This window comes from Aeromonas sp. FDAARGOS 1406, from assembly GCF_019048565.1.
Classification (GTDB): domain Bacteria; phylum Pseudomonadota; class Gammaproteobacteria; order Enterobacterales; family Aeromonadaceae; genus Aeromonas; species Aeromonas caviae.
The window spans coordinates 2,533,408-2,558,402 of record NZ_CP077378.1; the positions used below are offsets into that span (position 1 = coordinate 2,533,408).

The 24,995-nt window shown below is 62.8% G+C and carries 23 protein-coding genes and 1 pseudogene; 14 read left to right on the forward strand and 10 right to left on the reverse strand.

Features of this window, described 5'->3' with window-relative positions; translation table 11 throughout:
- Positions 1–13: 13 nt before the first annotated feature.
- From I6L36_RS11870 to I6L36_RS11900, 7 genes are all read right to left on the reverse strand, one after another.
- Complete coding sequence (locus tag I6L36_RS11870; protein ID WP_010676054.1) at positions 14–856, reverse strand: ABC transporter permease subunit; 843 nt, start codon at positions 854–856, stop codon at positions 14–16.
- Positions 853–1,758: an ABC transporter permease subunit gene (locus tag I6L36_RS11875; RefSeq protein WP_010676055.1), complete on the reverse strand. Its 906-nt coding sequence runs from the start codon at positions 1,756–1,758 to the stop codon at positions 853–855. The genes I6L36_RS11870 and I6L36_RS11875 overlap by 4 nt, the downstream gene beginning before the upstream one ends.
- The gene (gene potA, locus I6L36_RS11880) at positions 1,755–2,909 is read right to left on the reverse strand and encodes a polyamine ABC transporter ATP-binding protein (protein ID WP_010676056.1); all 1,155 of its coding nucleotides are present in this window, start codon (positions 2,907–2,909) and stop codon (positions 1,755–1,757) included. Before potA ends, I6L36_RS11875 begins: the two co-directional genes overlap by 4 nt.
- 76 nt (positions 2,910–2,985) lie before the next feature.
- Positions 2,986–4,071, reverse strand: a complete 1,086-nt coding sequence (locus tag I6L36_RS11885; protein WP_043153440.1) for a polyamine ABC transporter substrate-binding protein — start codon at positions 4,069–4,071, stop codon at positions 2,986–2,988.
- 117 nt (positions 4,072–4,188) lie between these two features.
- On the reverse strand, positions 4,189–5,286 hold the full coding sequence (locus I6L36_RS11890; RefSeq protein ID WP_029314872.1) for a polyamine ABC transporter substrate-binding protein: 1,098 nt from the start codon (positions 5,284–5,286) through the stop codon (positions 4,189–4,191).
- A 54-nt stretch (positions 5,287–5,340) separates the two neighbouring features.
- Entirely contained in the window at positions 5,341–6,702 is a 1,362-nt protein-coding gene (locus I6L36_RS11895) for an aspartate aminotransferase family protein (RefSeq protein WP_216986697.1), read from the reverse strand.
- Between the two features lie 290 nt (positions 6,703–6,992).
- The gene (locus I6L36_RS11900) at positions 6,993–8,324 is read right to left on the reverse strand and encodes a glutamine synthetase family protein (RefSeq protein WP_010676060.1); all 1,332 of its coding nucleotides are present in this window, start codon (positions 8,322–8,324) and stop codon (positions 6,993–6,995) included.
- Positions 8,325–8,786: 462 nt separating this feature from the next.
- Here I6L36_RS11900 and I6L36_RS11905 point away from each other — a divergent pair, with 462 nt between their 5' ends.
- The 9 genes from I6L36_RS11905 to malZ all read left to right on the forward strand — a co-directional run bounded on the left by I6L36_RS11905 (position 8,787) and on the right by malZ (position 17,547).
- Positions 8,787–9,173, forward strand: coding sequence for a TraR/DksA C4-type zinc finger protein (locus I6L36_RS11905; RefSeq protein ID WP_010676061.1), 387 nt, complete (start codon positions 8,787–8,789; stop codon positions 9,171–9,173).
- 156 nt (positions 9,174–9,329) lie between these two features.
- The gene (locus tag I6L36_RS11910; protein WP_010676062.1) at positions 9,330–10,190 is read left to right on the forward strand and encodes a hypothetical protein; all 861 of its coding nucleotides are present in this window, start codon (positions 9,330–9,332) and stop codon (positions 10,188–10,190) included.
- Positions 10,191–10,475: 285 nt separating this feature from the next.
- On the forward strand, positions 10,476–10,922 hold the full coding sequence (locus I6L36_RS11915) for a DUF962 domain-containing protein (protein WP_041214237.1): 447 nt from the start codon (positions 10,476–10,478) through the stop codon (positions 10,920–10,922).
- A 21-nt stretch (positions 10,923–10,943) separates the two neighbouring features.
- A complete protein-coding gene (locus I6L36_RS11920; RefSeq protein ID WP_216986698.1) occupies positions 10,944–11,423 on the forward strand; it encodes a CreA family protein in 480 nt (159 codons plus the stop codon).
- 77 nt (positions 11,424–11,500) lie between these two features.
- On the forward strand, positions 11,501–12,490 hold the full coding sequence (locus tag I6L36_RS11925) for a 2-hydroxyacid dehydrogenase (RefSeq protein WP_042864752.1): 990 nt from the start codon (positions 11,501–11,503) through the stop codon (positions 12,488–12,490).
- A 104-nt stretch (positions 12,491–12,594) separates the two neighbouring features.
- Complete coding sequence (gene yegD / locus I6L36_RS11930; RefSeq protein ID WP_053288002.1) at positions 12,595–13,956, forward strand: molecular chaperone; 1,362 nt, start codon at positions 12,595–12,597, stop codon at positions 13,954–13,956.
- Between the two features lie 178 nt (positions 13,957–14,134).
- Positions 14,135–14,554, forward strand: coding sequence for an META domain-containing protein (locus tag I6L36_RS11935; protein WP_010676067.1), 420 nt, complete (start codon positions 14,135–14,137; stop codon positions 14,552–14,554).
- Between the two features lie 69 nt (positions 14,555–14,623).
- Positions 14,624–15,472: an HDOD domain-containing protein gene (locus I6L36_RS11940; RefSeq protein WP_039039670.1), complete on the forward strand. Its 849-nt coding sequence runs from the start codon at positions 14,624–14,626 to the stop codon at positions 15,470–15,472.
- Between the two features lie 245 nt (positions 15,473–15,717).
- The gene (gene malZ, locus I6L36_RS11945) at positions 15,718–17,547 is read left to right on the forward strand and encodes a maltodextrin glucosidase (protein WP_053288186.1); all 1,830 of its coding nucleotides are present in this window, start codon (positions 15,718–15,720) and stop codon (positions 17,545–17,547) included.
- 154 nt (positions 17,548–17,701) lie between these two features.
- On the opposite strand, the gene I6L36_RS11950 is transcribed toward malZ, so the two are convergent.
- Positions 17,702–18,235, reverse strand: a complete 534-nt coding sequence (locus tag I6L36_RS11950; RefSeq protein WP_042016441.1) for an ATP--cob(I)alamin adenosyltransferase — start codon at positions 18,233–18,235, stop codon at positions 17,702–17,704.
- A gap of 94 nt (positions 18,236–18,329) precedes the next feature.
- A complete protein-coding gene (locus I6L36_RS11955; protein WP_053288185.1) occupies positions 18,330–19,451 on the reverse strand; it encodes a DUF5610 domain-containing protein in 1,122 nt (373 codons plus the stop codon).
- A gap of 169 nt (positions 19,452–19,620) precedes the next feature.
- Here I6L36_RS11955 and trmA point away from each other — a divergent pair, with 169 nt between their 5' ends.
- From trmA to I6L36_RS11980, 5 genes and pseudogenes are all read left to right on the forward strand, one after another.
- Positions 19,621–20,754, forward strand: a complete 1,134-nt coding sequence (gene trmA, locus I6L36_RS11960; protein WP_053288001.1) for a tRNA (uridine(54)-C5)-methyltransferase TrmA — start codon at positions 19,621–19,623, stop codon at positions 20,752–20,754.
- A 265-nt stretch (positions 20,755–21,019) separates the two neighbouring features.
- On the forward strand, positions 21,020–21,727 hold the full coding sequence (gene rstA / locus I6L36_RS11965; RefSeq protein ID WP_010676073.1) for a two-component system response regulator RstA: 708 nt from the start codon (positions 21,020–21,022) through the stop codon (positions 21,725–21,727).
- A 25-nt stretch (positions 21,728–21,752) separates the two neighbouring features.
- A pseudogene (locus I6L36_RS11970) lies at positions 21,753–21,842 on the forward strand (two-component system response regulator RstA); the annotation flags it as partial.
- 116 nt (positions 21,843–21,958) lie between these two features.
- Entirely contained in the window at positions 21,959–23,284 is a 1,326-nt protein-coding gene (gene rstB / locus I6L36_RS11975; protein WP_048209594.1) for a two-component system sensor histidine kinase RstB, read from the forward strand.
- A gap of 54 nt (positions 23,285–23,338) precedes the next feature.
- Positions 23,339–23,521, forward strand: a complete 183-nt coding sequence (locus I6L36_RS11980) for a hypothetical protein (RefSeq protein WP_010676075.1) — start codon at positions 23,339–23,341, stop codon at positions 23,519–23,521.
- 72 nt (positions 23,522–23,593) lie between these two features.
- On the opposite strand, the gene I6L36_RS11985 is transcribed toward I6L36_RS11980, so the two are convergent.
- On the reverse strand, positions 23,594–24,850 hold the full coding sequence (locus I6L36_RS11985; protein WP_045522880.1) for a malic enzyme-like NAD(P)-binding protein: 1,257 nt from the start codon (positions 24,848–24,850) through the stop codon (positions 23,594–23,596).
- Between the last annotated feature and the right edge of the window lie 145 nt (positions 24,851–24,995).

Sequence of the window (24,995 nt, forward strand, 5' to 3'; positions counted from 1 at the left end):
ATCACGGGGCAGGTCAGGCAACTGCCTGCATCTGGGTGGTCATGGCGATTTCGGCGCGACGGCGTTTCTCCGCCCGGGCCATCAGATACCAGCTACCGAAGGTGAACAGGGATACCGACAGCAGGATCAGACTCGCGATGGCGTTGATCTCGGGCTTCACGCCGAGACGCACCGCCGAGAACACTTCCATCGGCAAGGTGGTCGAACCCGGGCCGGAGACGAAGCTCGCCAGCACCAGGTCATCCAGCGACAGGGCAAACGACATCATGCCACCCGCCGCCAGCGACGGGGCGATCATCGGGATGGTGATCAGGAAGAACACCTTCCAGGGCTTGGCTCCCAGGTCCATGGCCGCCTCCTCGATGGAGAGATCCAGCTCCCGCAGCCGCGCCGACACCACGATCGCCACATAGGCGGTACAGAAGGTGGTATGTGCTATCCAGATGGTCAGCATGCCCCGCTCCGCGGGCCAACCCACCAGCTGGGCCATGGCCACGAACAGCAGCAGCAGGGAAAGACCGGTGATCACCTCGGGCATCACCAGCGGCGCCGTCACCATGCCGCCGAACAGGGTCCGGCCACGGAAGTGAGGGATCCGGGTCAGCACGAAGGCCGCCACCGTCCCCAGCGCCACCGCCGCGATGGCGGTGTAGAAGGCGATCTCCAGGGAGCGGAACACGGACCCGATCAACTGTTTGTTGTCGAGCAGGCCGAAGTACCACTTGAGCGACCAGCCTCCCCACACCGTCACCAGCTTGGAGGCGTTGAAGGAGTAGATGACCATGATGATCATGGGCAGGTAGATGAACAGCAGACCCAGCCACAGCATCAGCTTGGCAAAACCGAAACGTCTCATGCCTTGCCCTCCAGCTCTTTGGCCTGGTTGCGGTTGAACAGGATGATGGGAATGATCAGCACCGCCAGCATCACCACCGCCAGGGCGGAGGCCACCGGCCAGTCACGGTTGTTGAAGAACTCCTGCCACAACACCTTGCCGATCATCAGGGTCTCCGGACCACCCAGCATCTCGGGGATGACGAACTCGCCCACCACCGGGATGAAGACCAGCATGCAACCGGCGATGATGCCGTTCTTGGAGAGTGGCACCGTGATCTGCCAGAACCGGGTCAGGTTGCGGGCACCCAGATCGGAGGCCGCCTCCAGCAGGCTCTGGTCGTGCTTGACCAGGTTGGCGTAGAGCGGCAGCACCATGAACGGCAGGTAGGAGTAAACGATGCCGATATAGACCGCCAGGTTGGTATTGAGGATCTGCAGCGGTTCGTCGATCACCCCGATGCCCAGCAGGACGCTGTTGAGCAGCCCGTTGTTGCTGAGGATCCCCATCCAGGCGTATACCCGGATCAGGATCGCCGTCCAGGTCGGCATCATGATGAGCAGCAGCAGAACGGTCTGGGTCTCCTTGTTGGCCCGCGAAATGGCGTAAGCCATGGGATAACCGATCAACAGGCAGAGCAGGGTACTGACCAGGGCTATCTTGAGGGACCCCAGATAAGCCGCGATGTAGAGCTCATCCTCCTGCAGCAGCAGGTAGTTGCCCAGGTTGAGCAGTATGGTGAGCTGATTGTCTGCCCAGCTCACCACGTCCGTATAGGGGGGGATGGCCACGTCCGCTTCGGCGAAGCTGATCTTCACGACGATGATGAAGGGCAGCAGGAAGAAGAGGAACAGCCAGAAGAAGGGGATGCCGATGACCAGCTGCCGCCCTCCCACCTGTTTGAGTCGTCTCAATGCCTTCATGATTGCAGCACCACGCCGCTGTCATCTTCCCAGTAGAGGAACACCTGGTCATCCCAGGTCGGCCGTTTGCCGTGGCGTTCGGCATTGGCGATGAAAGCCTGAACGATTTTGCCCGAGGGCAACTGGATGTGATACACGGAATGGCCGCCCAGATAGGCGATGTCATAAACCTCGCCCTTGGTCCAGTTGAAGTCCGGATGCTCGATCTCTTCCGGCTTTTGCAGGCTCATCAGCAGTTTTTCCGGACGCAGGGCATAGGTGACCTTCTTGTTCTCCGCCCGGGAGCTGATGCCGTGACCCACATAGATGGGCTGCTCCAGATCCGCACAGGCGATGATGGCGTGGTCCTGCTCATCCTCCACCAGCAGGCCGTCAAACAGGTTGACGTTGCCGATGAACTCGCACACCAGCCGGCTGGCCGGGGTCTCGTAGATATCCATCGGGCTGCCGATCTGCTCGATGCAACCGAGGTGCATGATGGCGATCCGCTCGGCCATGGTCATGGCTTCTTCCTGATCGTGGGTCACCATGACGCAGGTCACGCCGACCCGCTCGATGATCTCGACCAGCTCGAGCTGCATGGTGGAGCGCAGCTTCTTGTCGAGCGCCCCCATGGGCTCGTCCAGCAACAGCAGCTTGGGACGCTTGGCCAGGGAACGGGCCAGGGCCACCCGCTGACGCTGACCACCGGAGAGCTGGTGCGGCTTACGGCGGGCGTACTGGGTCATCTGCACCAGCTTGAGCATCTCTTCCACCCGGGCATCGATCTCCGCCTTGGGCAGGCCATCCTGCTTGAGGCCGAAGGCGATGTTCTGGGCCACCGTCATGTGGGGGAACAGGGCATAGGACTGGAACATCATGTTGATGGGGCGTTCATAGGGCGGCATGTCGGTAATGTCGACGCCGTCGAGGAACAGCCGTCCTTCCGTGGGTCGCTCGAACCCGGCCAGCATCCGCAGCAAGGTGGACTTGCCGGAGCCGGACCCACCCAGCAGGGCGAAGATCTCGCCCTTGTGGATGTTGAGAGACACGTTGTCGACCGCCAGCGTTTCGTCGAACTGCTTGCTTACCCTGTCTATTTTGACCAGCACTTCTTTACGCTGCTGGCTGCCCTCGAGGGCTTTCTTGTAGGCACTGGAGGCTATCGCCATTACCAAACTCCCAAAGGTGATTCCGGCCTGGGCCGATCCATCAATACAATCTGGCGCCCCGGGATGGGCGCCAAGGTTAGGTTCCGGATTTGATCTTGGTCCAACTCCGGGTGATCAGGCGCTGCACCGAGCGGGGATGTGCTTCCTGCACATACAGACGCTCAAGCACCGCCTGGGGGGGATAGACAGACTCATCCTCGCGAACGGCCTTGTCCATGAACTCTCCCGCCTTGATGTTCGGGTTCGCGTAACCCACATAGTCGCTCACCTTGGCGATGACCTGCGGTTCGAGAATGTAGTTGATCAGGGCGTGAGCCTCTTTCACGTTGGTGGCATCGGCCGGGATCGCCATCATGTCGAACCAGAGATTGCCACCCTCCTTGGGGATGCTGTAGGCAATATTGATCCCCTTGCCCGCCTCCTCGGCCCGGGACGCCGCCTGCAGGATGTCGCCGGAGAAACCCGCCGCCACGCAGATGTTGCCGTTGGCGAGGTCACCGATGTACTTGGAGGAGTGGAAGTAGGCCACGTAGGGGCGCACCTTGAGCAGCTGCTCTTCGGCCCGCTTGATGTCCGCCGGCTCATGGCTGTTGGGGTTGAGCCCCAGGTAGTTGAGGGCAGCCGGGATCATCTCGTCCGCCGAATCGAGGAAGGCCACGCCGCACTGGGAGAGCTTCTTCATGTTTTCCGGCTCGAAGATGGTCGCCCAGGAGTCAATCTTGTCGACACCCAGCACTTCCTTGATCTTGTCGACGTTGTAGCCGATGCCGTTGGTGCCCCAGAGGTAGGGCACGGCGTACTGATGGCCCGGATCCACCTTCTCGAGCTGCTTGAGCAGCATGGGGTCCAGGTTGCTCAGGTTTGGCAGCAGGGTGAGGTCCAGCTTCTGGAAGGCCCCCGCCTTGATCTGCTTGGCCAGGAAATTGTTGGAGGGCACGACCAGATCGTAGCCGGTGCGTCCGGTCAGCAGCTTGCCTTCCAGCGTCTCGTTGGAGTCAAACACGTCGTAGACGGTCTTGATCCCGGTCTTCTGCTGAAAGTCACTGAGGGTGGTCTCGCCGATATAATCGGACCAGTTGTAAAAATGAACCACAGGGGCTGCCTGGGTCAGATTTGCAAACCCCAGGGTCAGGGCCAGCGTTGCCATCTTGGTCATGTGCACTTATCAGTCCTCATTTGTGTGATTTTGCCAGTCGCGCATCCATACGCGCCGTCCAACCTGTCGGGTGGTCACCACCCTCCCGGCCGAACTGCGGACCGGGAGGGGTACTCGTCACTCTTACTTGCCTGACTTGATCTTGGTCCAGCTGCGGGTCATCAGACGCTGCACCTTGGCCGGCAGATCCGGGAAGGTGTAGATCTTCTTGAGGGTATCCGGCGTCGGGTAGATACCCGGGTCGGTACGGATCGCCTCGTCCACCAGCGGCGTGGCCGCCTTGTTGCCGTTCGGGAACTGCACCACGTTGGTGATGTTCGCGATCACGTCCGGCTTCATCAGGTAATTGATGAAGGTGTGGGCCGCCTCGACGTTCTTGGCATCCGCCGGGATGGCGATCATGTCGAAGAAGCTGCCTGCCCCCTCTTTCGGAATGGTGTAAGTCAGGCTGACACCGTTCTTGGCCTCGGCGGCACGCGCCTTGGACTGCTGCAGGTCACCGGAGTAACCGACCGCCACGCACAGGTTGCCGTTGGCCAGATCCGAAATGTACTTGGAGGAGTGGAAGTAAGCGGTATAGGGACGGATGGAGAGGAACAACGCCTCTGCCTTCTTCAGCTCGTCCGGCTTCTGGCTGTCCGGCTTGAAGCCCAGGTATTGCAGGGCGGCCGGCAGCATTTCGGTCGGCGAGTCGAGGAAGGAGACACCGCACTCCTTCAGCTTGGCCATGTTCTCCGGCTTGAACACCAGATCCCAGGAGTCCACCGGGGCATCCGCCCCCAGCACGGCCTTCACCTTCTCGGCGTTGTAGGCATAGCCGATGGTGCCCCACAGGTAAGGGATGGAGTATTGGTTGCCCGGATCGCTCGGTTCGAGCGCCTTGAGCAGGTCGACGTCCAGGTTCTGCCAGTTGGAGAGTTTGGACTTGTCCAGCTTCTGGAAGACACCTGCCTTGATCTGCTTGGCCAAGAAGGGGTTGGACGGTACGACGATGTCATAGCCCGACTTGCCTGCCAGCAACTTGGCTTCCAGCACTTCGTTGCTGTCGAACACGTCGTAGACCACCTTGATGCCCGTCTCCTTCTGGAAGTTTTCCAGCGTATCCGGCGCGATATAGTCGCTCCAGTTGTAGACGTGCAGCACCTTCTCGTCGGCCATCGCCCCGGTACTCATCATGACCAGCGCCACGGAAGCAGCCATCATTCCCTTTTTAAAAGACATAGTCCTTGTCTCCTAAGCAAATTGTATGCGTAAGCCAACCTGCCCGGTTCCCGCCTATTCCCGCAGCTTTGCAGCCGTCAGGTCCAGACTGAGCCTGGCCAGTTTGACCAATTCATCCACCTGTTCCTCGGTGATCACCAAGGGGGGCGATATGATCATGGTATCGCCGACAGCCCTCATCACCAAGCCATTGTTAAAACAGAACTCCCGACAGGTCATCCCGGCATGGAGCTTGGCCGGGAAGCGACGTTTCGTCTGCTTGTCCTGTACTATTTCCAGCGCGGCGACCAGGCCTTTCCCACGGGTTTCCCCCACCAGCGGATGGTCCGCCAGCTCAGCCCAGCGGCGCTGCAAATAGGGGCCGATACTATCATGAACTCGCTTAACTATGCTCTCCCTTTGCATAAGCTGGATGTTGGCAATGGCCACGGCGCAGGCGACCGGATGGCCGGAATAGGTGAAGCCATGGTTGAACTCCCCCCCCTCTTCCACCAGCACCCTGGCAACCCTGTCCCCCACCATCACGGCGCCCATCGGCAGATAGCCGGAGGTAATGCCCTTGGCCAGGCACATGAGGTCGGGTTTGATGCCAAAACCTTCACTGGCAAACCAGTGGCCGGTGCGGCCAAAGCCGCAGATCACCTCGTCTGCGATGAGCAGGATGCCGTACTGGTCGCAGATGCGCTGGATCTCCGGCCAGTAGCTCTCGGGCGGAATGATGACCCCCCCCGCACCCTGGATAGGCTCGCCGATGAAGGCGGCTACCTTGTCCACCCCCAGTGCCAGGATCTTCTCTTCCAGCTGGCGGGCACGGGCCAGACCGAACTCGTGGGCGCTCATGCCCTCTCCCTCACCGAAGTGATAGGGCTGGTCGATGTGGACTATGCCCGGAATGGGCAAGCCGCCCTGGGCGTGCATCCCCTTCATGCCCCCCAGACTGGCCCCCGCCACGGTGGAGCCGTGATAGGCATTGTGGCGGCTGATGATCACCTGCTTGTCAGGTTGTCCCTTGCTGGCCCAGTAGTGGCGCACCATGCGCAGCACGGTGTCGTTGCACTCGGAACCCGAACCGGTGAAGAAGACGTGGTTGAGGTGGGAAGGGGTGATCTCGGCCAGCAGGGTGGCCAGCTCGGCAGCAGGGGGGTGGCTGGTCTGGAAGAAGAGGTTGTAGTAGGGCAGTTGCTGCATCTGGCGAGTGGCGGCATCCACCAGCTCCTTACGGCCGTAGCCCATGTTGACGCACCACAGACCCGCCATCCCGTCCAGAATGCGCTTGCCTTCGGAGTCTTCCAGATAGACGCCTTCGGCCTTGGTGATGATGCGACTGCCCTTCTTGTTCAGGGCCTGAAAATCGGTAAACGGATGCAGATGATGGCTGGCTTCCAGTTGCTGCCACTCACGGGTGGTGTGCTGCATTGCTTGCTCCTCGGTTCCTTCGATTCGGCGAATCTTGTCGCCATTCATGAGGGCACGGATGGCCGGCCCGGTCACTGCCATTCACGGGGCTGGCACTCTCTTGCCTGCTCGATGCCTTTCCATGGGGCGAACATCGTCGCCAGTTGATTGCAGGTGACCCCCTCTCCATTGCGGGAGCGGGCCTCACCTTTACTCGGTGCCTTCCGGGTCGCGGGCGCCGCCGCGAGACGGGCCTTCAGCCCCTTGCTTGCGATATGACGGGGAGAGGCCTCGCCTCCCCCGGGGACAGATCAGACGTTCAGCAGCAGGAATTCCCGTTCCCAGCGGCTGATCACGCCGAAATAGGTCTCGTACTCCTTGCGCTTGACGGCCACGAAGGCGCGGATGAAGCGCTCCCCCAGCATGTCCTTGATGGGTTCACACTGCTCCAGGTGGCTCAGCGATTCCTCCAGCGAGCGGGGCAGGCTGTAGGGCAGGTCATAGGCACTCGCCTTCATCTCCTGCATGGGTTCGAGCTTCTCCAGCATGCCGAGGTAGCCGCAGGCCAGGGTGGCGGCCAGAGCCAGATACGGATTGGCATCGGCCCCGGCGAAGCGGTTCTCGACCCGGCGTGCGCTCGGTTCGGAGAAGGGGACCCGCAGGCCGCAGGTGCGGTTTTCCACCCCCCACTGCACGTTGCGCGGCGCACTCTCGCCAAAGGTGAGGCGGCGGTAGGAGTTGACGTTCGGCGCCAGCAGGGCGGTCACTGCCGGGGTGTATTTCTGCAGGCCGGCGATGAAATGCATGAACAGATCGGAGTTGCCCCCTTCGCTGGTACCAAACAGGTTGTTGCCATCCATGTCTTCCAGGCTCTGGTGGATGTGCATGGCGGAACCCGGTTCGTTGCTCATGGGCTTGGCCATGAAGGTGGCATAGATGCCGTGGCGATGGGCGGCCTCGCGCATGGTGCGCTTGAACAGAAACACCTGGTCGGCGAGATCGATGGCATCCCCGTGCAGGAAGTTGATCTCCATCTGGGCGGCGCCGGATTCGTGGATCAGGGTGTCCACCTCAAGCTCCTGGGCCTCGCAGTAGTCGTACATGTCCTCGAAGATGGGGTCGAATTCGTTCACCGCATCGATGCTGAACGACTGGCGGGCCGTTTCCGGGCGGCCGTTGCGGCCCACCGGCGGCACCAGCGGATAGTCGGGATCTTCGTTGCGGGTCACCAGGTAGAACTCCAGCTCCGGCGCCACCACCGGCTTCCAGCCCTGCTTCTCGTAGAATGACAGAACCCGGCGCAGCACGGAGCGGGGAGCGATGTCGATGAGCTTGCCGTTGACGTCAAAGCAGTCGTGGATCACCTGGGCGGTGGGCTCCAGCGCCCAGGGTACGAAACGAATGGTGTTGGGATCGGGATAGAGCTGCATGTCCCGCTCCAGCGGGTCTATCATGCTGTCGTCATCCGGGTACTCGCCGGTCACCGTCTGGGTGAAGATGACCTCGGGCAGCCGCATGCCCCCCTCGCGCAGAAACTTGTTGGCTGGAATGATCTTGCCTCGGGCATTGCCGGTGAAATCTGGAAACAGGCACTCCACTTCCGTGATGCGATTGCTCTCCATCCAGCCCTTGATACTGTCCATGTTAAACCCCGACTTTACGGTTGCCATTGTCAAGGGTGTCTAATATAAGGAACACCCTTGTTAAGAAAATGTAATCGACCACACCATAAAAGCCCGTGATAAAGGCCTTTGTCAAGCAGCGGTGTTTAAAAAACTATAAACAACGGCCTGTATAATGACCAGCGCGGCACCAAATACTAAACACTTTGTGTCACGATCAGCCCACTGCAAGCTCGATGCCAACGGCGGCGGGATCTCGTTCGATACTCAGTCAGACCCTGTCGGAGAAGGCCCATTTCTTTGCAAGGGCGCACACTCCTTATCCAATTTCCTTTGCATGTCTGCATTTTTTTGGTACAAGGCCCGCCCTGATTTGCACTCTCCTGCATGGATTTGGTGCAAAACGGGATACAAGGGCTTGGTCTGACGACAGACAGCCCCCATCAATGGGTAACATTGGGAAACTGACTGGTAGCAAACCGTATGTGTGATTTCATGACAGAAGACCAACTGACCTTCTACAAAGGCCAGATCGAGCGACAAATCCTTGAGCTCGAAGAACGTCTCAACTCCCAGGCCAGCCAGGCTATCGCCACCGATACCAACGAAATGGCGGATGAAATTGACCGTGCCAGTGTCGAGGAGGCCCGTCGCCTGGAGCTGAACCGCATCGAGCACGACAAGTTGCACCTGCGCAAGCTGAAAGGGGCGTTGAAGCGGATCAATGAAGGGGATTTCGGCTATTGCGAATCCTGTGGCGACGAGATCTCTCTCAAGCGGCTGCAGGCCCGTCCCGAGTCCCGCTTCTGTGTTGAATGCCAGAGCACCAAGGAATTCAACGACACTCACGTGTTCCGTCGCGTCGCCTGATGCGGCGAACAAGCCCGGCCTCGGTACGAGCCGGGCACAGGGCAGGTCATGCCCGAAGATGACGCGGCCGGGTGATCCCCGGCCCCTTTCACAGCAAGAGCGTGACAACTTCTGTTAGACTCCGGGCAAGTCCCGGATCCTACAGGAGATCAAAGCGTGAAATGGCTCATCAGGCTGTGCTTGTGCCTGCCATTACTGGCACAAGCACAGACGCTCACCGTCAAGGTCCCCAGCCGACCGATCAACGATCTCGACAACGAATACCAGCTCAAGCTGCTGGAACTGGCGCTCAACCACGCCGGGCAGCCCTACAAGCTGGAGCGGGTCGACCTCAATCTCAACCAGTACAGCCTCCAGCAGGCGCTTGCCAAGGGCAAGGTCATCAATGTGTTCTGGATGGGTACCTCCAGCGCGCTGGAATCCTCCCTCACCGCAGTGCCAATCCCGCTGTTTCGTGGCCTGGAAGGGCTGCGCCTCTCCTTCATCCACGCTGATGCCCAGGAGCGGTTCAACCAGATCAACACCCTGGCAGACCTCAAGAAACTGAAAGCCGCACAGGGGGTGGGCTGGGCCGACAACAAGATCCTGGAACTGGCAGGCATTCCCACCTATGCCGGGCGCTACAGCAACCTGTTTCGCCTGATGAATGACGGCGACAAGCTGGATTTCTTCCCCCGTGGTCTGGTGGAAATCTTCGCCGAACGCAGCGAGCTGGCGGCACAATATCCCAACCTGGTGATCGATCAGCACCTGCTGATCCGCTACCCCTTCGCCGAGTTCTTCTTCGTCAGCCCGGAGTCGCCGAAGCTGGCCAAGGCGATCCAGACCGGCCTCGAGCGTGCCTATGCCGACGGCAGCTTCATGGCGTTCTTTCGGGAGAACCCCAAGATCCGCGAGGCCCTGGCCAGCGCCAATCTGGAGCAGAGAGTCACCATCGCCCTGCCCAATCCCGACATGACCCCCTTGCTCAAAAGCATTCCGGCCCAATATTGGGAATATCCACCGTCGCAGGAGTAAATGGACACGATATCCGGCGTTGAGAATATCCACCGCTGCGAGCGTGAACAGACACGATATCTGGCGTTGAGAATATCCACCGCTGCGAGCATGAGCGGACACGGTCTCCGGCGTTGGGAATATCCACCGCTGCGAGCGTGAACGGACACGGTATCCCGGCATTGGGAATATCCACCGCCGGGAGCGTGATCAGCCGCGGGTCACCCCATCCGGTGGGCGCAGCCCGCCGCAGACGCACAGGAACGCGAGGTCGCCCGGCCTCAATACGCGCACCAGGGAGGTGCCATGAAACGACTGGATGACTGGTTTCGCGACTACGGCCAGAGCCATCAACACCCCGTCAATGTGGCCATCCACAAGGTGGCGGTGCCAGGCATCTACCTCTGCATCCTGGCACTGCTCTGGTGCCTGCCCGCCGGTCCCCTGCCAGCGTCCTTCAACTGGGCGGGGCTGGTGGCCATCCCGGTGCTGGTCTTCTACCTGCGGCTGTCGTTGACGATCTTTACGGGGATGACAGCCCTGACCGCCCTGGGACTGGCCTTCTGCCACGTCTGGCAGGGGCCGCTGCTGTGGCCTGCCCTTATCGGGTTCGTGCTGTTCTGGATAGCCCAGTTCGTCGGTCACCATATCGAGGGGAAACGCCCCTCCTTTCTCACCGACCTGCAATTTCTGCTGGTAGGCCCCGCCTGGGTGCTGGCCAGCCTCTATCGTCGTTTGGGCATCCCTTTCTGAGGGAGGCCAACAGGAGAGACCATGAGACATCTTCAGACCCTTGCTCGCACCCTGCCCCTGCTGCTGGGGGCACTGATGGCCGGCCCGGTGCTGGCCGACAAGGCCGATCCCGTCGGCGAGGTGAGCACCGCTTTCAAGCTGCTCGGACCCAACCACAAGATCCTGGTGGAGGCGTTCGACGACCCTAAAATCGCCGGTGTCGCCTGCTATCTGGCCCGCCCCAAGACCGGCGGCGTCAAGGGTGGCCTTGGGCTGGCGGAAGATCCCTCCCCCGCCTCCCTCTCCTGCCACCAGATCGGCCCCATCACCCTGCCCGCCAAGCTGAAGGCGGGGGAAGAGGTGTTCGACGTCAGCACCTCGCTGGTGTTCAAGGAGCAGAAGGTGGTGCGTTTTTACGACGAGAAGCGCAATGCCCTTGTCTATCTGACTTACAGCACCAAGTTGGTGGATGGTTCGTACAAGAGTGCAGTGAGTGCCGTCCCCATCATGCCCTGGGGTTGAAACAGCACCACTTATCCCGTGATGACGGTCACTATTTGTTGTAATTTAACCACATCATTATCTACGGAGAGCGCACCATGAGAGTCGCCGTTTTCAGTACCAAGAGCTACGACAAGGAACATTTCCACCAGGCCAACGCCCAGTACGGTTTCGATCTGGAGTTCTTCGACGTGCGGCTGGAGGCCAAGACGGCCCGTCTCGCCCACGGCTTCCCCGTGGTCTGCCTGTTCGTCAACGATGATGCCGACCGCGAAGTGCTGACCGAGCTGGCGCAGTACGGCACCAGGGTCATCGCCCTGCGCTGCGCCGGTTACAACAACGTGGATCTGGCCGCCGCCAAGGAGCTGGGACTCAAGGTGGTGCGGGTGCCTGCCTACTCCCCCGAGGCCGTTGCCGAACATGCGGTGGGCCTGATGATGACCCTCAACCGCCGCATCCATAAGGCGTATCAGCGCACCCGGGACGCCAACTTCTCCCTGGAGGGGCTGGTCGGCTTCAACATGCATGGCCGCACCGCCGGCATCATAGGCACCGGCAAGATCGGCATCGCCACCTTGCGCATCCTCAAGGGGTTCGGCATGCGCCTGCTGGTGAGCGATCCCTATCCGAACCAGGCGGCCATCGATCTGGGCGCCGAGTACGTGGATCTCGACACCCTATTCCGTCAGTCCGATGTCATCAGCCTGCACTGCCCCCTGTTCAAGGAGAACTATCACCTGCTGAACAAGGAGGCCTTCGCCAAGATGAAGGACGGGGTGATGATCATCAACACCAGCCGGGGCGGCCTGCTCGACTCCAACGCCGCCATCGAGGCCCTCAAGACTGCCCGCATCGGCGCCCTGGGGCTGGACGTCTACGAGGAGGAGGAAGACCTCTTCTTCGAGGACAAGTCCAACGAGGTGATCACCGACGACGTCTTCCGCCGCCTGTCTGCCTGCCACAACGTGCTGTTCACCGGTCACCAGGCCTTCCTGACCCGGGAGGCGCTGCACGCCATCGCCGACACCACCCTCAGCAACATCCAGGCCATCGAGAGCCAGGGCCGCTCTGACAACGAAGTGGAGTGATCCCTGAGGCGTTGTCGCCACGCCATTGATCCCGCCGCCGGGTTGTGAGACCCGGCGGCATCGGGTAGGCTACCAGCCCTTTTTTGTACAGGAGTCTGGCCAGCATGTTCATCGGATTTGATTACGGTACCTCCAACTGTGCCGTCGCCGTGATGGAACAGGGCAGCCCCAGGCTGCTGACCCTCTCCGGTTCCCATTACCTTCCCTCCACCCTGCACGCCCCCCACCGGGACGCCATCGCCGGCCTCCTGGCCGAAGGCCTGGCCCCCGTCCAGCAGAGCGAATACCTCAAGCTGCGCGGTCCCGTGGTGACCCGGGCACAAGCGGTGCGCCGCCAGATGCGCGAAGAGGGACTCATCGACGAGCTGAGCTTCGGCGGTGCGGCGCTGACGCGCTATCTGGAAGAGCCGGACGAGGGCTACTACATCAAGTCCCCCAAATCCTTTCTCGGTGCCTATGGCCTCAAGGCTCCCCAGATCGCCCTGTTCGAGGACATCGTCTGCGCCATGATGCTGCACGTGCGCCGGGAGGCGGAGCAGCAGACGGGCAGCACCATCCGCCAGGCGGTGATCGGCCGACCGGTCAACTTCCAGGGACTGGCGGGGGAAGAGAGCAACCGCCAGGCCATCGCCATCCTGAGGGAGGCGGCACGCCTCGCCGGGTTCGAGCGGGTGGAGTTCCTCTATGAGCCGGTGGCCGCCGGCTTCGAGTTCGAAGCGCGCCTCACCGAGGATGCGGTGGTGCTGGTGGTGGACATCGGGGGCGGGACCACCGACTGCTCCGTACTGCGCATGGGCCCGAGCCACCGTGACCAGCTGGATCGCAGCGGCGATCTGCTCGGTCACAGCGGCCAGCGCATCGGGGGCAACGACTTCGACATCCGCCTGACCGTGGAGGGCATGATGCCGCTGCTCGGCATGCACGAGACCCTCAAGACCGGCAAGCCGCTGCCCCATCCCCTGTTCTGGGACGCCGCCGCCATCAATGACGTCAGTGCCCAGAGCCGTTTCTACAGCCTGGATACCGCCCGCCAGTTGCAGGATCTCCAGCTCGACAGCCAGCCCGGCAGCAAGCTCCCGCGCCTCGCCAGCCTGCGGGCCCACAAGCTGAGCCATCAACTGGTGTGGCGCGCCGAGCAGGGCAAGATCGCCCTCTCCGACCACGAGCACAATCACCAGACCCTGAACGAGCTGGAAAAAGGGCTGGAGGCGGCACTCACCCGCCCCCAGCTGGCCAGTGCTTCCGCCCCCTTGCTGGAAAAGATTGGCGAGCTGATGGACGAGGCGATCCAGGCGGCAGGCGTGCAGCCTGACCGGGTCTTCGTCACCGGCGGCAGTGCCCGCTCCCCCCTCATCAAGGCCTTCATCCAGCAGAAACTGCCCAAGGTACCGCTGGAGGGGGGTGATGACTTCGGTTCGGTGGCCTCGGGCCTCGCCCGCTATGCCGAGCGCCTGTTTGCGGACTGAGACGGCCAGGGGAGCCATGGGCAACCGGTAGACAGGTTCGCTCGGGGCGGGTGTTGCCATTTGCCGACACCCCCTCTTCCCCCGGGGCGACAGAAGCGGTCGGGCTCCTCCCCCCTCGCCCTGCCGCCCGGGCCCGGGGACGGGTATGCTTGTCATACCCACCACCGGAGCCCCTTCAATGCCCAGATACCTGCTACTGCTGCTCGCCCTGCTTCTGCTCAGCGCCTGCAGCAGTGCTCCCCGCTTTGCCTCGCAAGATCTGCAACACCATCACTGGGTGCTCGATCGGCTGGATGGCCAGGCCATCGCCAGCCGCCGCAGCAATCCCCCCGACATCGAGATCGGTGAACACTTCACCGTCAACGGCATCGCCGGTTGCAACCGCTACTTCGGCCAGGGTCACCTCAAGGGGAACAAGCTCTGGGTCACCAGCCTCGGCAGCACCGCCATGGCCTGCCCCCCCGAACTCGATCTGATAGAGCAGGCCGTGCTCGCCACCCTGACGGAGGGGGCCACACTGAGCGGTTCCACCCAGACCCTGATCCTCCAGGGAAAACGGCACCGTTTGGAATACAGGCTGCAAGACTGGGTGTACTAGGGCTCACAAAACCGCTCGCCAGCAGGAACAACTGGCCAGGCTGTGGCACAATATGAGGCATTGTTAGCAATGGAGGCTGCCTCAGCCATGTCGATGGATCGCCTGTTTGGCAAGATCAAGCAACTGCCCACAATTCCGAAACTGCTGCACGAGCTGATGCAGAGTTTCAACGACGAGAATGCCCGCATCGACGAGATCGCGGCCAAGATCGCCATGGACCAGGTGATCAGCGTCAAGGTACTGCGGATGGCCAACTCCGCCGCCCTGCGCCGTGGCAATGAAATCACCTCCATCGAACAGGCGGTGATCCGCCTCGGTTTCAACCGCCTGCGCTCCGTGGTGGTCGCCTCCGGCATCATCAGCAGCTTCAAGGCCCCCCCCGGCTTTGACAAGCTCCACTTCTGGACCCAGACCTTCCAGGTCGCCACCATTGCCCGCACCCTGGCACAGCAGACCACCTCGGTGGATCCCGAGACCGCCTTCACCTGCGCCCTCATTCACAACATCGGCGAGCTGCTGATCCAGAGCACCCTGCCGGAAGAGGCGGGACTCATCAATCTGGCCATCGAGAAAGGCAGCAGCCGGGTCGATGCCCAGCGGGAGATGCTGGGTTACGACTATGCCCAGCTCGGCGCAGAGCTGGCGCGGCGCTGGAACCTGTCGCCCGCCTTCGTGGATGCCATCGCCCAGCAGCTCGACCCCCTCTCCCACGATCCGGTCAGCAAGGAGGCCGTGCTCATCCGGCTCGCCGTCTTCGTCTCCTTCGCCTGGCAGGCCGGCGTACCGGCACAGGCCATCATCGCCCGTTTCCCCAGAACCCTGGCTGACCAGCTGGGGCTGGATCCCGCCAGCCTGGCGGATCAGCTGGAGCAGCTGCACGAACAGGGCAACGCCCTGGCCGATTTGCTGACCCAGTAGATGTACAACGGCCGATCAGCAGGAGCCGGATCCCCGTCTCATTCTGGAGGATCAGCTCGAACAGCTGTACGAACAAGGCAATGCCCTTGCCGATTTGCTGACCCAATAGCGTCACGGCAGACCGCCCAGCCAAGCCGGAAGCACCGTCTCATTCTGGCCGGTCGTCACATACACACGCCCATGGACGGGATAAGATGGCCTGCGCCCATCCCCCACTCCTGAGCCTCTCTGACACAGTAGATACCATGACCCATCCCTTCCTGTTTCACCCCCAGGCGGCACCCTGGTTCAAAGAGAATGCCGACACCCTGCAGCTCACCCTGTTCAGCGAGCTGAACGCCCCCATCCGCGAGGTGTGGCTGCGCCACGAGCCGGACAACGAGGAGTATCTGGTCGCCATGACGCCGGTCGCCACCCGGGACAGGCTTCAGGTCTGGCAGGTCGAACTGCCGCTGGCCAGAGGGCAGGAGATCCACCTCTACTGCTTCAAGTGCCTCACCGACGAGGAGCAGTGGTGGCTGCACGGGGCAGGCGTCAGCGCCGCCATGCCGCCGCGGGAGCAGCATTTCCGCTTCAACAGCCATCACCAGCCCCCGGCCTGGGTGCAGGATCAGGTGTTCTACCAGATCTTCCCCGACCGCTTCTGCAACGGCGACCCGTCGCTGAGCGTCAAGCATCACGAGTACGAGTACAGGGGCAAGGCGGTCATCAGCAAGGCCTGGGGCGAGCCGGTCAGCCGCCACGAAGAGGGGCACGGCGCCTGTGAATTCTACGGCGGGGATCTGGCGGGCATCGACGCCAAGCTGCACTACCTGCAATCCCTGGGGGTGACGGCGCTCTACCTCAACCCCATCTTCGATTCGCCGAGCAACCACAAGTACGACACCCAGGACTACTTCAAGGTGGATGCGCACCTCGGTACCAATGCCCAGTTTGCCGAGCTGACCCGCAACCTGCACCAGCGCGGCATGAGGATCATCCTGGATGCGGTGGTCAACCACACCTCCACCGAGCACCCCTGGTTCTGCCCGCCGCTGGGCGCCCAGAGCAACCCGGACTCCCCCTGGCGCAGCTTCTACACCTTCGATCAGGAAGGGGATTATGTTAGCTGGAAAGGGATCCGCAGCCTGCCCAAGCTGGATTTCTCAAGTGAACAGGTGCAGGACGCCGTTTATCGGGCAGACAACGCCATTCTGCGCTACTGGATGCGCGCCCCCTACCAGATCGATGGCTGGCGCTTTGACGTCATCCACATGCTGGGGGAGCGGGGCACTGCCGAGGGCAATCGCGGCCATGTGCGCGCCATTCGCGGTGCGGTGAAGCAGGAGAATCCGGACGCCTACGTGCTGGGCGAGCACTTCTTCGAGGCGAGCCAGTGGCTGCAGGGGGATCAGGAGGATGGCGCGATGAACTACTACGGCTTCGCCCACCCCATCCGCGCTTTCCTGGCGGGGCAGGACATCGCCTATCACCCCATCAAGATCAGCGCCACCGAGCTGGATCACTGGCTCAAGCTGGCGCGGGCCCATATTCCGTTCAAGAACCAGCTGGCCCAGTTCAACCTGCTGGACAGCCACGACACCGCCCGCTTCCTGCACCTGCTGGGGGAAGACAAGCAGCGGATGCGACTCGCCGCCACCCTGCTCATCACCTACATCGGCGTGCCCTCCATCTACTACGGCGACGAGGTGGGGCTCTCCGGCGGCAACGACCCGGACTGCCGCCGCTGCTTCCCCTGGGATACCACCGACTGGGATCACGTGCTGCACGACCACTATCGCCGCCTGATCCAGCTGCGCCGCCAGCGCCCGGCCCTGCGTCGGGGAGACATCCAGACCCTCTACGCCGGCCCTCACAGCTATGTGTTCGCCCGTACCCTGCAAAGCGATCAGGTGGTGGTCGCCTGCAACCGCCACCCCACGGAGCCGCGCACCATCAGCCTGCCCCTGTGGCAGACCGCCAGCCCCGCCAGCCGCTTCACCGACGCCTTCAACGGCGACAAGTGCGAGGTGGTGCAGGGGGAGGTGCAGCTCACCATCCCGGCCAACTCGGCCAGGGTACTGCTGTCGAGCTAGGGATAGCGGCAATAGAAAACCGGCGCTCGGGGCGCCGGTTTTTTTATGCCTGCATCCCCCGAAGTGACGGATGCTGCCTCATCGCTGTTTTTCGATCCAATAACCCTACGCCGCCATGTGTGATGCGACGAATGCATCAAACATCATCTCTTCATCAGTAGTTGATGCTGACATAGGGGACTTCGGTCACATCCCACGCCTGCTTGAGGTAGACGGTGAGCACGAAGAAGAAGTTGGCCAGCAGATTGGCGAAGCGATAGAGGATGGGATCGAAGCGCACGCCGCTCTCTTCCAGGCGCACCAGCAGGCGCACCACCTTCTTGCTGCCACAGCGGCACAGGTGCAGGGTGGGAATGGGCTGGGGCCCCTGGGGCAGCACGAAGCCGGTCACCCGGCCGCGACTCGCCTCGTTGTAGTGATCGTACCGTCCCTTCAGCCAGTCCAGATCCTCCTCGAAGATGCCGAGCCGTCCCCGCACCGAGCCGTTGAGGTTGTAGATGAGCCGCTGCAGGGTCGCCAGATCCGCCATCACGGGCCGGGTATCCTCATCCGGCATCAGATGAGAGAGCACGGCCCCCACCTGGCAGCAGAGCTCGTCGGTGGCGATCTCGTAGTCGCACTGGAACTGGGTTTCGAAGATGAAGGGGTAGCAGAGCTCGCGCTTGTCTCTTGGCTTCTTGGGGTTCATGGCATCGCCGGGCTGGGGAAAAGGGCAGTGTGCCAGCCCGGGGACGGGCTGGCAAACACCCCGCCCCCGCCGGCATCACGGGGGCGTCGCCAGACTAGCCGGTCGCCATCTGCTGGCCAAGCAGCCGCATGGCCTCCAGCATCCGCTGGTTGAAGCCCATGAAGCCTGCCCCCTGGGTCGCCCCGTCCTGACCCCGCGCCGCCAGCACGGTGGGCGTCAGCGCCTCCTGCTGGGAAGGGGGCAGCAGGGCGTCGGCCTGCTGCTGCAACCGGCTGAGCCTCGGCAGGTAGTCCGCCAGGGGCTTGAGGCTCTCCTGCAGGGAACTGGCCCCCTGGTAGGTCTGACTCAACTTGGCCGATTGCTTGAGCTTGAGGGAGTAGGAGACCAGCTGGCTGTCATCCAGTTGCAGCCCGTTCAGCCCGTCAGCCAGAGTCTTGCCGTCGCCCCCCTTGAAGAACTGCCCGGCCAGCTCGTCCAGCCCCTTGACCAGGGTGCCGATGGCATCCATCTCGGCACTGTCGAGATCCCCCTCCAGGGAGAAGTCGAAGCTCTGGCTCGACTTGAGGCTGAACTGGCTGCCACCCCCGTCGCTCTGGGACTTGAACTGCCAGCTGTCGCTGAAGCGCAGCATCACCTTGTCCCCGTCCCGGGTCTCGATCTCGAGGAGGGCCTGCTGGCGGCTGGCCATCCTGGCATCCCCCAGATCCGTGGTCGACACCTTGCCGAAGAACTCCTTCTCGAACTCGTCGAGCCCCTTCTGGATCAGCTTGTAGCTCTGATCCATGCCGGTCTTGATGTCCTCGTTGTCCGCCCAGTCACCGAGCAGCTTCCTGGCGTCACCGAAGCCCTTGTCCACCCCCTTGCGGGCCTGCTCCATCATCTTGGTCAGGTCGTCGTCGGACTTGCCGTCGGCACGGGCCGCGCCTATCCGCCCGGTGACGAACTGCAACACGTTGTCCGCCACCGACTGGAAATCGAACAGGGTCTCCGGAGTAACCTCCTGGGGCTCCTGCACCTTGGGTGCCTTGTAGCCCTGGCCGTTGATCTCCAGCGCAAATTGCAGCGCCTGCTGGATCAGCACCTGGGCCCATTTCGGGGGCTTGTTCAGGGAGACCTCATCCCCCTTGTCCGCCGTCTTCGACTCCGTCTGTTGAGGCGATTTGGGAGCAATGCCCACTCCCTTGGGTTGGGCTGCGCCCATGCCATCAATTTGCATCATTACTCTCCCGCCTATAGTGGTGGATCGGTTATCGGCCCGACTGGCCACTTCTTGACCACAAAAAACTTGGACAATCCGCAACGGCCTTTTAAAATCCCCACCCTTTGGTTGGCTACGGCCTTCCCCCGGTCTTTCCCCGGCTCAGCCCGGTGCATGCGAGGTATCCATGACTCAATCCCAGCCCTCTTCCGCCGACGCCCAGGGCAGACGGACTCCTGCCGACTACCAGACCCAGCTCGACGAGAAGCGCGATCGCCTCACCCAGCTGTTCGCCCCCCTCAATCCGCCCGCGCTGGAGTTGCACGCCTCTCCCGCCGAACACTACCGGATGCGCGCCGAGTTCCGCATCTGGCACGAGGGGGATGACCTCTTCCACTGCATGTATGCACCGGCCACCAAGGAGATCATCCGGGTCGACAGCTTCCCCACCGCCAGCCTGCTCATCAACCGGCTGATGCCGGTGCTGCTGGCCGGGCTTCGCCCGCACCCCGTGCTGCGCAAGAAGCTGTTCCAGATCGACTACCTCTCCACCCAGTCCGGCCAGATCTGCGTCAGCCTGCTCTACCACCGCAAGCTGGAAGCCGAGTGGCAGCAGGCCGCCGAGGCGCTGCAGGCCGACCTGCGTGCCAAGGGGTTCGAGCTGCAACTGATTGGCCGCGCCCACAAGCAGAAGATCTGCCTCGGGGATGACTTCGTCATCGAACGCCTGACCGTGCAGGGGCGCGAGCTGGTCTACAAGCAGGTGGAAAACAGCTTCACCCAGCCCAACGCCGCCATCAACGAACAGATGCTGGGCTGGGCCCTGGACGTGACCAAAGAGAGCGAGGGGGACCTGCTGGAGCTCTACTGCGGCAACGGCAACTTCTCCATCGCCCTGGCGCAGAACTTTCGCAAGGTGCTGGCCACCGAGATCGCCAAGCCGAGCGTGGACTCCGCCCAGTTCAACATCGCCGCCAACGGTGTCGACAACCTGATCATCCTGCGCATGTCGGCGGAGGAGTTCACCATGGCGATGCGCGGTGAGCGGGAGTTCAACCGCCTCAAGGGGGTCGATCTCGGCGCCTACCAGTGCAACACCATCTTCGTCGACCCGCCCCGGGCCGGTCTGGACGACGCCACCGTCAAGCTGGTGCAGGATTACGACAATATCCTCTACATCTCCTGCAACCCCGAGACCCTGCAGGCCAACATGGCCGTGCTCGGTGAAACCCACGAGATCGCCCGCTTCGCCCTGTTCGACCAGTTCCCCTGGACCCACCACATGGAAGCCGGGGTGTACCTGAAGCGCAAGGGCGGCTGATCCGGGCGGTTCCCCGGCTGCTCCATGGCAGCCGGGGCCGCTATGGCCACTGAAGGGCACGGATCCTGCCTCATCGCGCTGCCCCGACCCGCCACGGGACAAGTGGGGGCGGCCCGATACCAACCGATTCATCCTGTCCCCCCTTCTCCCCCGGGAGAAGGGGCAAAAACCCCCGCATTGATTAGTTATCCCGGTGCAGAGCGCGGACGCAGCCGTTATGCTGGCGACACGCCCACTCACGCCATGACCGGGGAATCACGCCACCATGCCACGCGTTCTGTTTGTTGAAGACGATCCCGAGATTGGCCAGCTCATCAGCAGCTGGCTCGGTCGCCACGACATCGAGGTGCTGCTGGAGACCCGGGGTGACCGTGCTCTCGACAGGGCCCTGGCCGAGCAGCCGGATCTGGTGCTGCTCGACATCATGCTGCCGGGGCAGGATGGCCTCTCCCTGTGCCGGGATCTGCGCCCGCGCTTTGCCGGCCCCATCGTCATGCTCACCTCGCTCGACAGCGACATGAACCAGATCCTGAGCCTGGAGCTGGGGGCCAACGACTACATCCTCAAGACCACACCCCCCCCGGTGCTGCTGGCCCGGCTGCGGGTCCAGTTTCGCCAGCAGGGGCAGAGCCAGCAGGCCGTGGTCCCCGCCGCCCCACCCCAGCGCCTGCAGTTCGGCCGCCTCCAGATAGACGGCCCGGGTCGGGACGTGCGCCTCGATGGGGAGAGCATTCCCCTCTCCACCGCCGATTTCGACCTCCTGTGGGAGCTGGCCTGCCACGCCGGCCAGATCCTGGGGCGGGAGGCGCTGTTTCGCAGCCTGCGGGGGCGCGACTACGACGGCCAGGATCGCAGCATGGACGTGGCCATCTCCCGTCTGCGCCGCCGGCTCGGGGATGACAGCAACAACCCGACCCGCATCAAGACGGTGCGCCAGAAGGGTTATCTACTCGTACCCCAGGCCTGGGAATGAGCTGGTGTCTCACACGCCTGCACACCAGAAGCCAGGGAATGACAGCAACAACTCGATCTGGATCAAGACGGTGCGCCAGAAAGGTTACCTGCTGGTGCCCCAGGCCTGGGAATAAGCCCCGCCGAATGACCTTGATGCTCTCAGCGCCCTTCTCCCCTTGCGGGAGAAGGGTTGGGGATGAGGGGCAACAAGGCAATGCCCAGACGCAATCCAGGCAAGAGGAGAGCCCCGATGCGACGCCTGTTTATCCAGTTCTATCTGCTGCTGATAGGCTGCTTCACCCTCGCCATTCTGCTCATCGGGCTGGTCTATCAGGTCAGTGCAGAGCGGGCGGGGGACCGTTATCTGGAGCGGATGATGCAAGGCTCCCTCGGCCTGCTCACTGGCGAGCTGGCCCGGCTGCCGCCGGAACACTGGGCCACCCGCACCGGCGAGCAGAGCCGCCAGCTCAATCTGCCGCTGCAGATCGGCGTCCTCGCCAACCAGCCCCTGGCCAGCGAGGATCAGGCCTTCCTCGAGGCGGGCAACATCGTCATCGTCGAAGAGGATGACACCTTCCTGCAGCGCATCCCGAACACCGACAAGGTGCTGATCGTCGGCCCTGTCCCCTACCTCTCCTACCTGCACGAGCTGCACTGGGTGGACGTGGGGCTGCTGCTGCTCATCGGCCTTTCCCTCGGCCTGCCCATCCTGCTCTGGCTGCGCCCCCACTGGCGCGGCCTGCAACAGCTCGAACAGACCGCCCGCCGGGTCGGCGACGGGGATCTCTCCTGTCGCACCGGTTTGCCGCCCGGCAGCAGCCTGGGCCGGGTCGGCCGCACCTTCGACCAGATGGCGGAGCAGTTGCAGGCCATGCTGGCCAGTCGCAAGCAGTTGACCGACGCCATCGCCCACGAGCTGCGCTCCCCCCTGGTGCGGCTGCGCTATCGCCTCGCCATGCTGGCCGAGCCTCCCTCACCCGAGGAGCAGCAGGGACTGGAGCGGGACCTCGGCGCCCTCGATGCCCTCATCGAGGAGATGCTGACCTATGCCAGGCTCGATCGCCCCGAACTGCCGCTGCAATGCAGCGATCTGGAGCTCGGCAGCTGGGCCGGCAGCCGCCTGGCCGACTGGCAGGCCCTGCGACCGGACAAGCGGCTCGACTTCGTGCGCCCGGCCATGGCTCTGCCCTGGCGCGGCGACACCCGATTGCTGGACCGGGCGCTGGAGAACCTCATCGGCAACGCCCTGCGCCATGCCACCAGCCAGGCAAGCCTCTGCATAGCGCGACAGGGGGACGACTATCTGCTGGAGGTGGCCGACGATGGCCCCGGCATCGATCCCGCGCTGGCCCCGCAAATCTTCGAGCCCTTCGTGCGCCTGGATCAGAGCCGGGACAGACGCACCGGCGGCGCCGGGCTGGGGCTGGCCATAGTGCGCAGCATCGCCCACCACCATGGCGGCGAGGTGCAACTGCTGCCAAGCAGCAGCGGTGCCCGTTTCTGCCTGACCCTGCCCGTACATTTGGATACAAACCGTCACCAGTCGCTCACTGAACCGCAGGTCGAACAGCCCTAGGATGAAGTCATGGAGAAACGCTCCATGTCATCAAACCGAACGAGGAACTGGAATATGAACAAGCTGATCCCCCTGACTCTGGCCGCTGTCTTCGCCCTGACCTCCGGCTTCACCATGGCCGCCACCCCGACCAAGGCCGCCGCTCCCCACGCCACCCAGACCAAGGTCGTGAAAAAGCATCACAAGGCTGCCCACGCCAAGGCGCCGGCCGTCAAGGTTGCCCCCAAGACCAAGTAAGCTGCCCGCTTCCGCCATGAAAGAGGGGCCCCCGACAGGGGGCCCCTTCTGTTTTTGCGCGCTTGCCGTGACTCAACCCAGCATGTAATCCCCTGGCAGTTCGATGCGGGCCACCCCGGAGGCAACCGCCGCCAGCGCCACGGCACGGGCAACCCGCGGCAGCAGGCGGGCATCCATGGGCTTGGGAATGACGTAATCCTTGCCGAAGGCGAGTTCACTCACGCCAGCGGCGGTCAGCACCTCGGCGGGAACCGGCTCCTTGGCCAGAGCCCGGATCGCCTCCACTGCCGCAATCTTCATGGCATCGTTGATGCGGCTGGCACGGGCGTCGAGGGCGCCGCGGAAGATGAAGGGGAAGCAGAGCACGTTGTTGATCTGGTTCGGGTAGTCCGAGCGGCCGGTTCCCATGATGAGATCCCCGCGCACTCCGTGAGCCAGGGCAGGCTTGATCTCGGGGTCCGGGTTGGAACAGGCAAAGATCACCGGGTTGGGGGCCATCAGGGCCACCGCCTCGGCAGGCAGTACGTCCGGGCCGGAGACGCCGACGAAGACGTCAGCCCCGTCGATGACATCCATCAGAGTGCGCAGAGGGGTGTCGTTGGCGAAACGCTGCTTGTACTGGTTCAGATCGGTGCGGCCGCTGTGGATCACACCCTGGCGGTCCAGCATGAAGATGTTGTGCGGCGCAGCCCCGCACTTGATCAGCAGATCCATGCAGGCGGTGGCGGCGGCACCGGCGCCCATGCAGACGATGCGGCTGGTGCCAATCTCCTTGCCCTGCACTTCCAGCGCGTTGAGCAGCCCGGCGGCGGTGACGATGGCGGTACCGTGCTGGTCATCGTGGAACACCGGGATGTCGCAGCGGGCGATCAGCGCCTCTTCAATCTCGAAGCACTCGGGGGCCTTGATGTCTTCCAGGTTGATGCCGCCAAAGGTGTCGGCGATGGCGGCCACCGTATCGATGAACTGGGCGCTGGTCTCGTGCTTCACCTCGATGTCGATGGCGTCGATGCCGGCAAAGCGCTTGAACAGCAGGGCCTTGCCCTCCATCACCGGCTTGGAGGCCAGCGGGCCCAGATTGCCCAGCCCCAGGATGGCTGTGCCGTTGGAGATGACGGCCACCAGGTTGCCCTTGCCGGTGTAGCGGTAGGCATCGGCCGGATTGGCGGCGATCTCGCGTACCGGTTCGGCTACGCCCGGGCTGTAGGCCAGCGCCAGATCGCGAGCGGTCTCGGCGGGCTTGGTGAGGGCGATGGCGATTTTGCCCGGAACGGGTTGGGCGTGGTAGTCGAGTGCCTGTTGGCGGAGATCGTGCTGCTGATCGGACATGGGGGACCCCGATACGGAAATGAATGAGTGATGCGTTGGCTCGCCAGCGGGCGAGGGCTGAGGATCATAAAGAAATCCCCCGCCCTTTCACAGCATAAAATATCGCTGGATAGCAATGACACGCTAGTCAGTAGCATGTCATGCC

Excerpts from the sequence above, each read along its gene's own strand:
- I6L36_RS11870 (WP_010676054.1), bottom strand. The coding sequence starts at position 856 with ATGAGACGTTTCGGTTTTGCCAAGCTGATGCTGTGGCTGGGTCTGCTG.
- I6L36_RS11875 (WP_010676055.1), bottom strand. The coding sequence starts at position 1,758 with ATGAAGGCATTGAGACGACTCAAACAGGTGGGAGGGCGGCAGCTGGTC.
- potA (WP_010676056.1), bottom strand. The coding sequence starts at position 2,909 with ATGGCGATAGCCTCCAGTGCCTACAAGAAAGCCCTCGAGGGCAGCCAG.
- I6L36_RS11890 (WP_029314872.1), bottom strand. The coding sequence starts at position 5,286 with ATGTCTTTTAAAAAGGGAATGATGGCTGCTTCCGTGGCGCTGGTCATG.
- I6L36_RS11895 (WP_216986697.1), bottom strand. The coding sequence starts at position 6,702 with ATGCAGCACACCACCCGTGAGTGGCAGCAACTGGAAGCCAGCCATCAT.
- I6L36_RS11900 (WP_010676060.1), bottom strand. The coding sequence starts at position 8,324 with ATGGACAGTATCAAGGGCTGGATGGAGAGCAATCGCATCACGGAAGTG.
- I6L36_RS11905 (WP_010676061.1), top strand. The coding sequence starts at position 8,787 with ATGTGTGATTTCATGACAGAAGACCAACTGACCTTCTACAAAGGCCAG.
- I6L36_RS11915 (WP_041214237.1), top strand. The coding sequence starts at position 10,476 with ATGAAACGACTGGATGACTGGTTTCGCGACTACGGCCAGAGCCATCAA.
- I6L36_RS11920 (WP_216986698.1), top strand. The coding sequence starts at position 10,944 with ATGAGACATCTTCAGACCCTTGCTCGCACCCTGCCCCTGCTGCTGGGG.
- I6L36_RS11925 (WP_042864752.1), top strand. The coding sequence starts at position 11,501 with ATGAGAGTCGCCGTTTTCAGTACCAAGAGCTACGACAAGGAACATTTC.
- yegD (WP_053288002.1), top strand. The coding sequence starts at position 12,595 with ATGTTCATCGGATTTGATTACGGTACCTCCAACTGTGCCGTCGCCGTG.
- I6L36_RS11935 (WP_010676067.1), top strand. The coding sequence starts at position 14,135 with ATGCCCAGATACCTGCTACTGCTGCTCGCCCTGCTTCTGCTCAGCGCC.
- I6L36_RS11940 (WP_039039670.1), top strand. The coding sequence starts at position 14,624 with ATGGAGGCTGCCTCAGCCATGTCGATGGATCGCCTGTTTGGCAAGATC.
- malZ (WP_053288186.1), top strand. The coding sequence starts at position 15,718 with ATGACCCATCCCTTCCTGTTTCACCCCCAGGCGGCACCCTGGTTCAAA.
- I6L36_RS11950 (WP_042016441.1), bottom strand. The coding sequence starts at position 18,235 with ATGAACCCCAAGAAGCCAAGAGACAAGCGCGAGCTCTGCTACCCCTTC.
- I6L36_RS11955 (WP_053288185.1), bottom strand. The coding sequence starts at position 19,451 with ATGCAAATTGATGGCATGGGCGCAGCCCAACCCAAGGGAGTGGGCATT.
- trmA (WP_053288001.1), top strand. The coding sequence starts at position 19,621 with ATGACTCAATCCCAGCCCTCTTCCGCCGACGCCCAGGGCAGACGGACT.
- rstA (WP_010676073.1), top strand. The coding sequence starts at position 21,020 with ATGCCACGCGTTCTGTTTGTTGAAGACGATCCCGAGATTGGCCAGCTC.
- rstB (WP_048209594.1), top strand. The coding sequence starts at position 21,959 with ATGCGACGCCTGTTTATCCAGTTCTATCTGCTGCTGATAGGCTGCTTC.
- I6L36_RS11980 (WP_010676075.1), top strand. The coding sequence starts at position 23,339 with ATGAACAAGCTGATCCCCCTGACTCTGGCCGCTGTCTTCGCCCTGACC.
- I6L36_RS11985 (WP_045522880.1), bottom strand. The coding sequence starts at position 24,850 with ATGTCCGATCAGCAGCACGATCTCCGCCAACAGGCACTCGACTACCAC.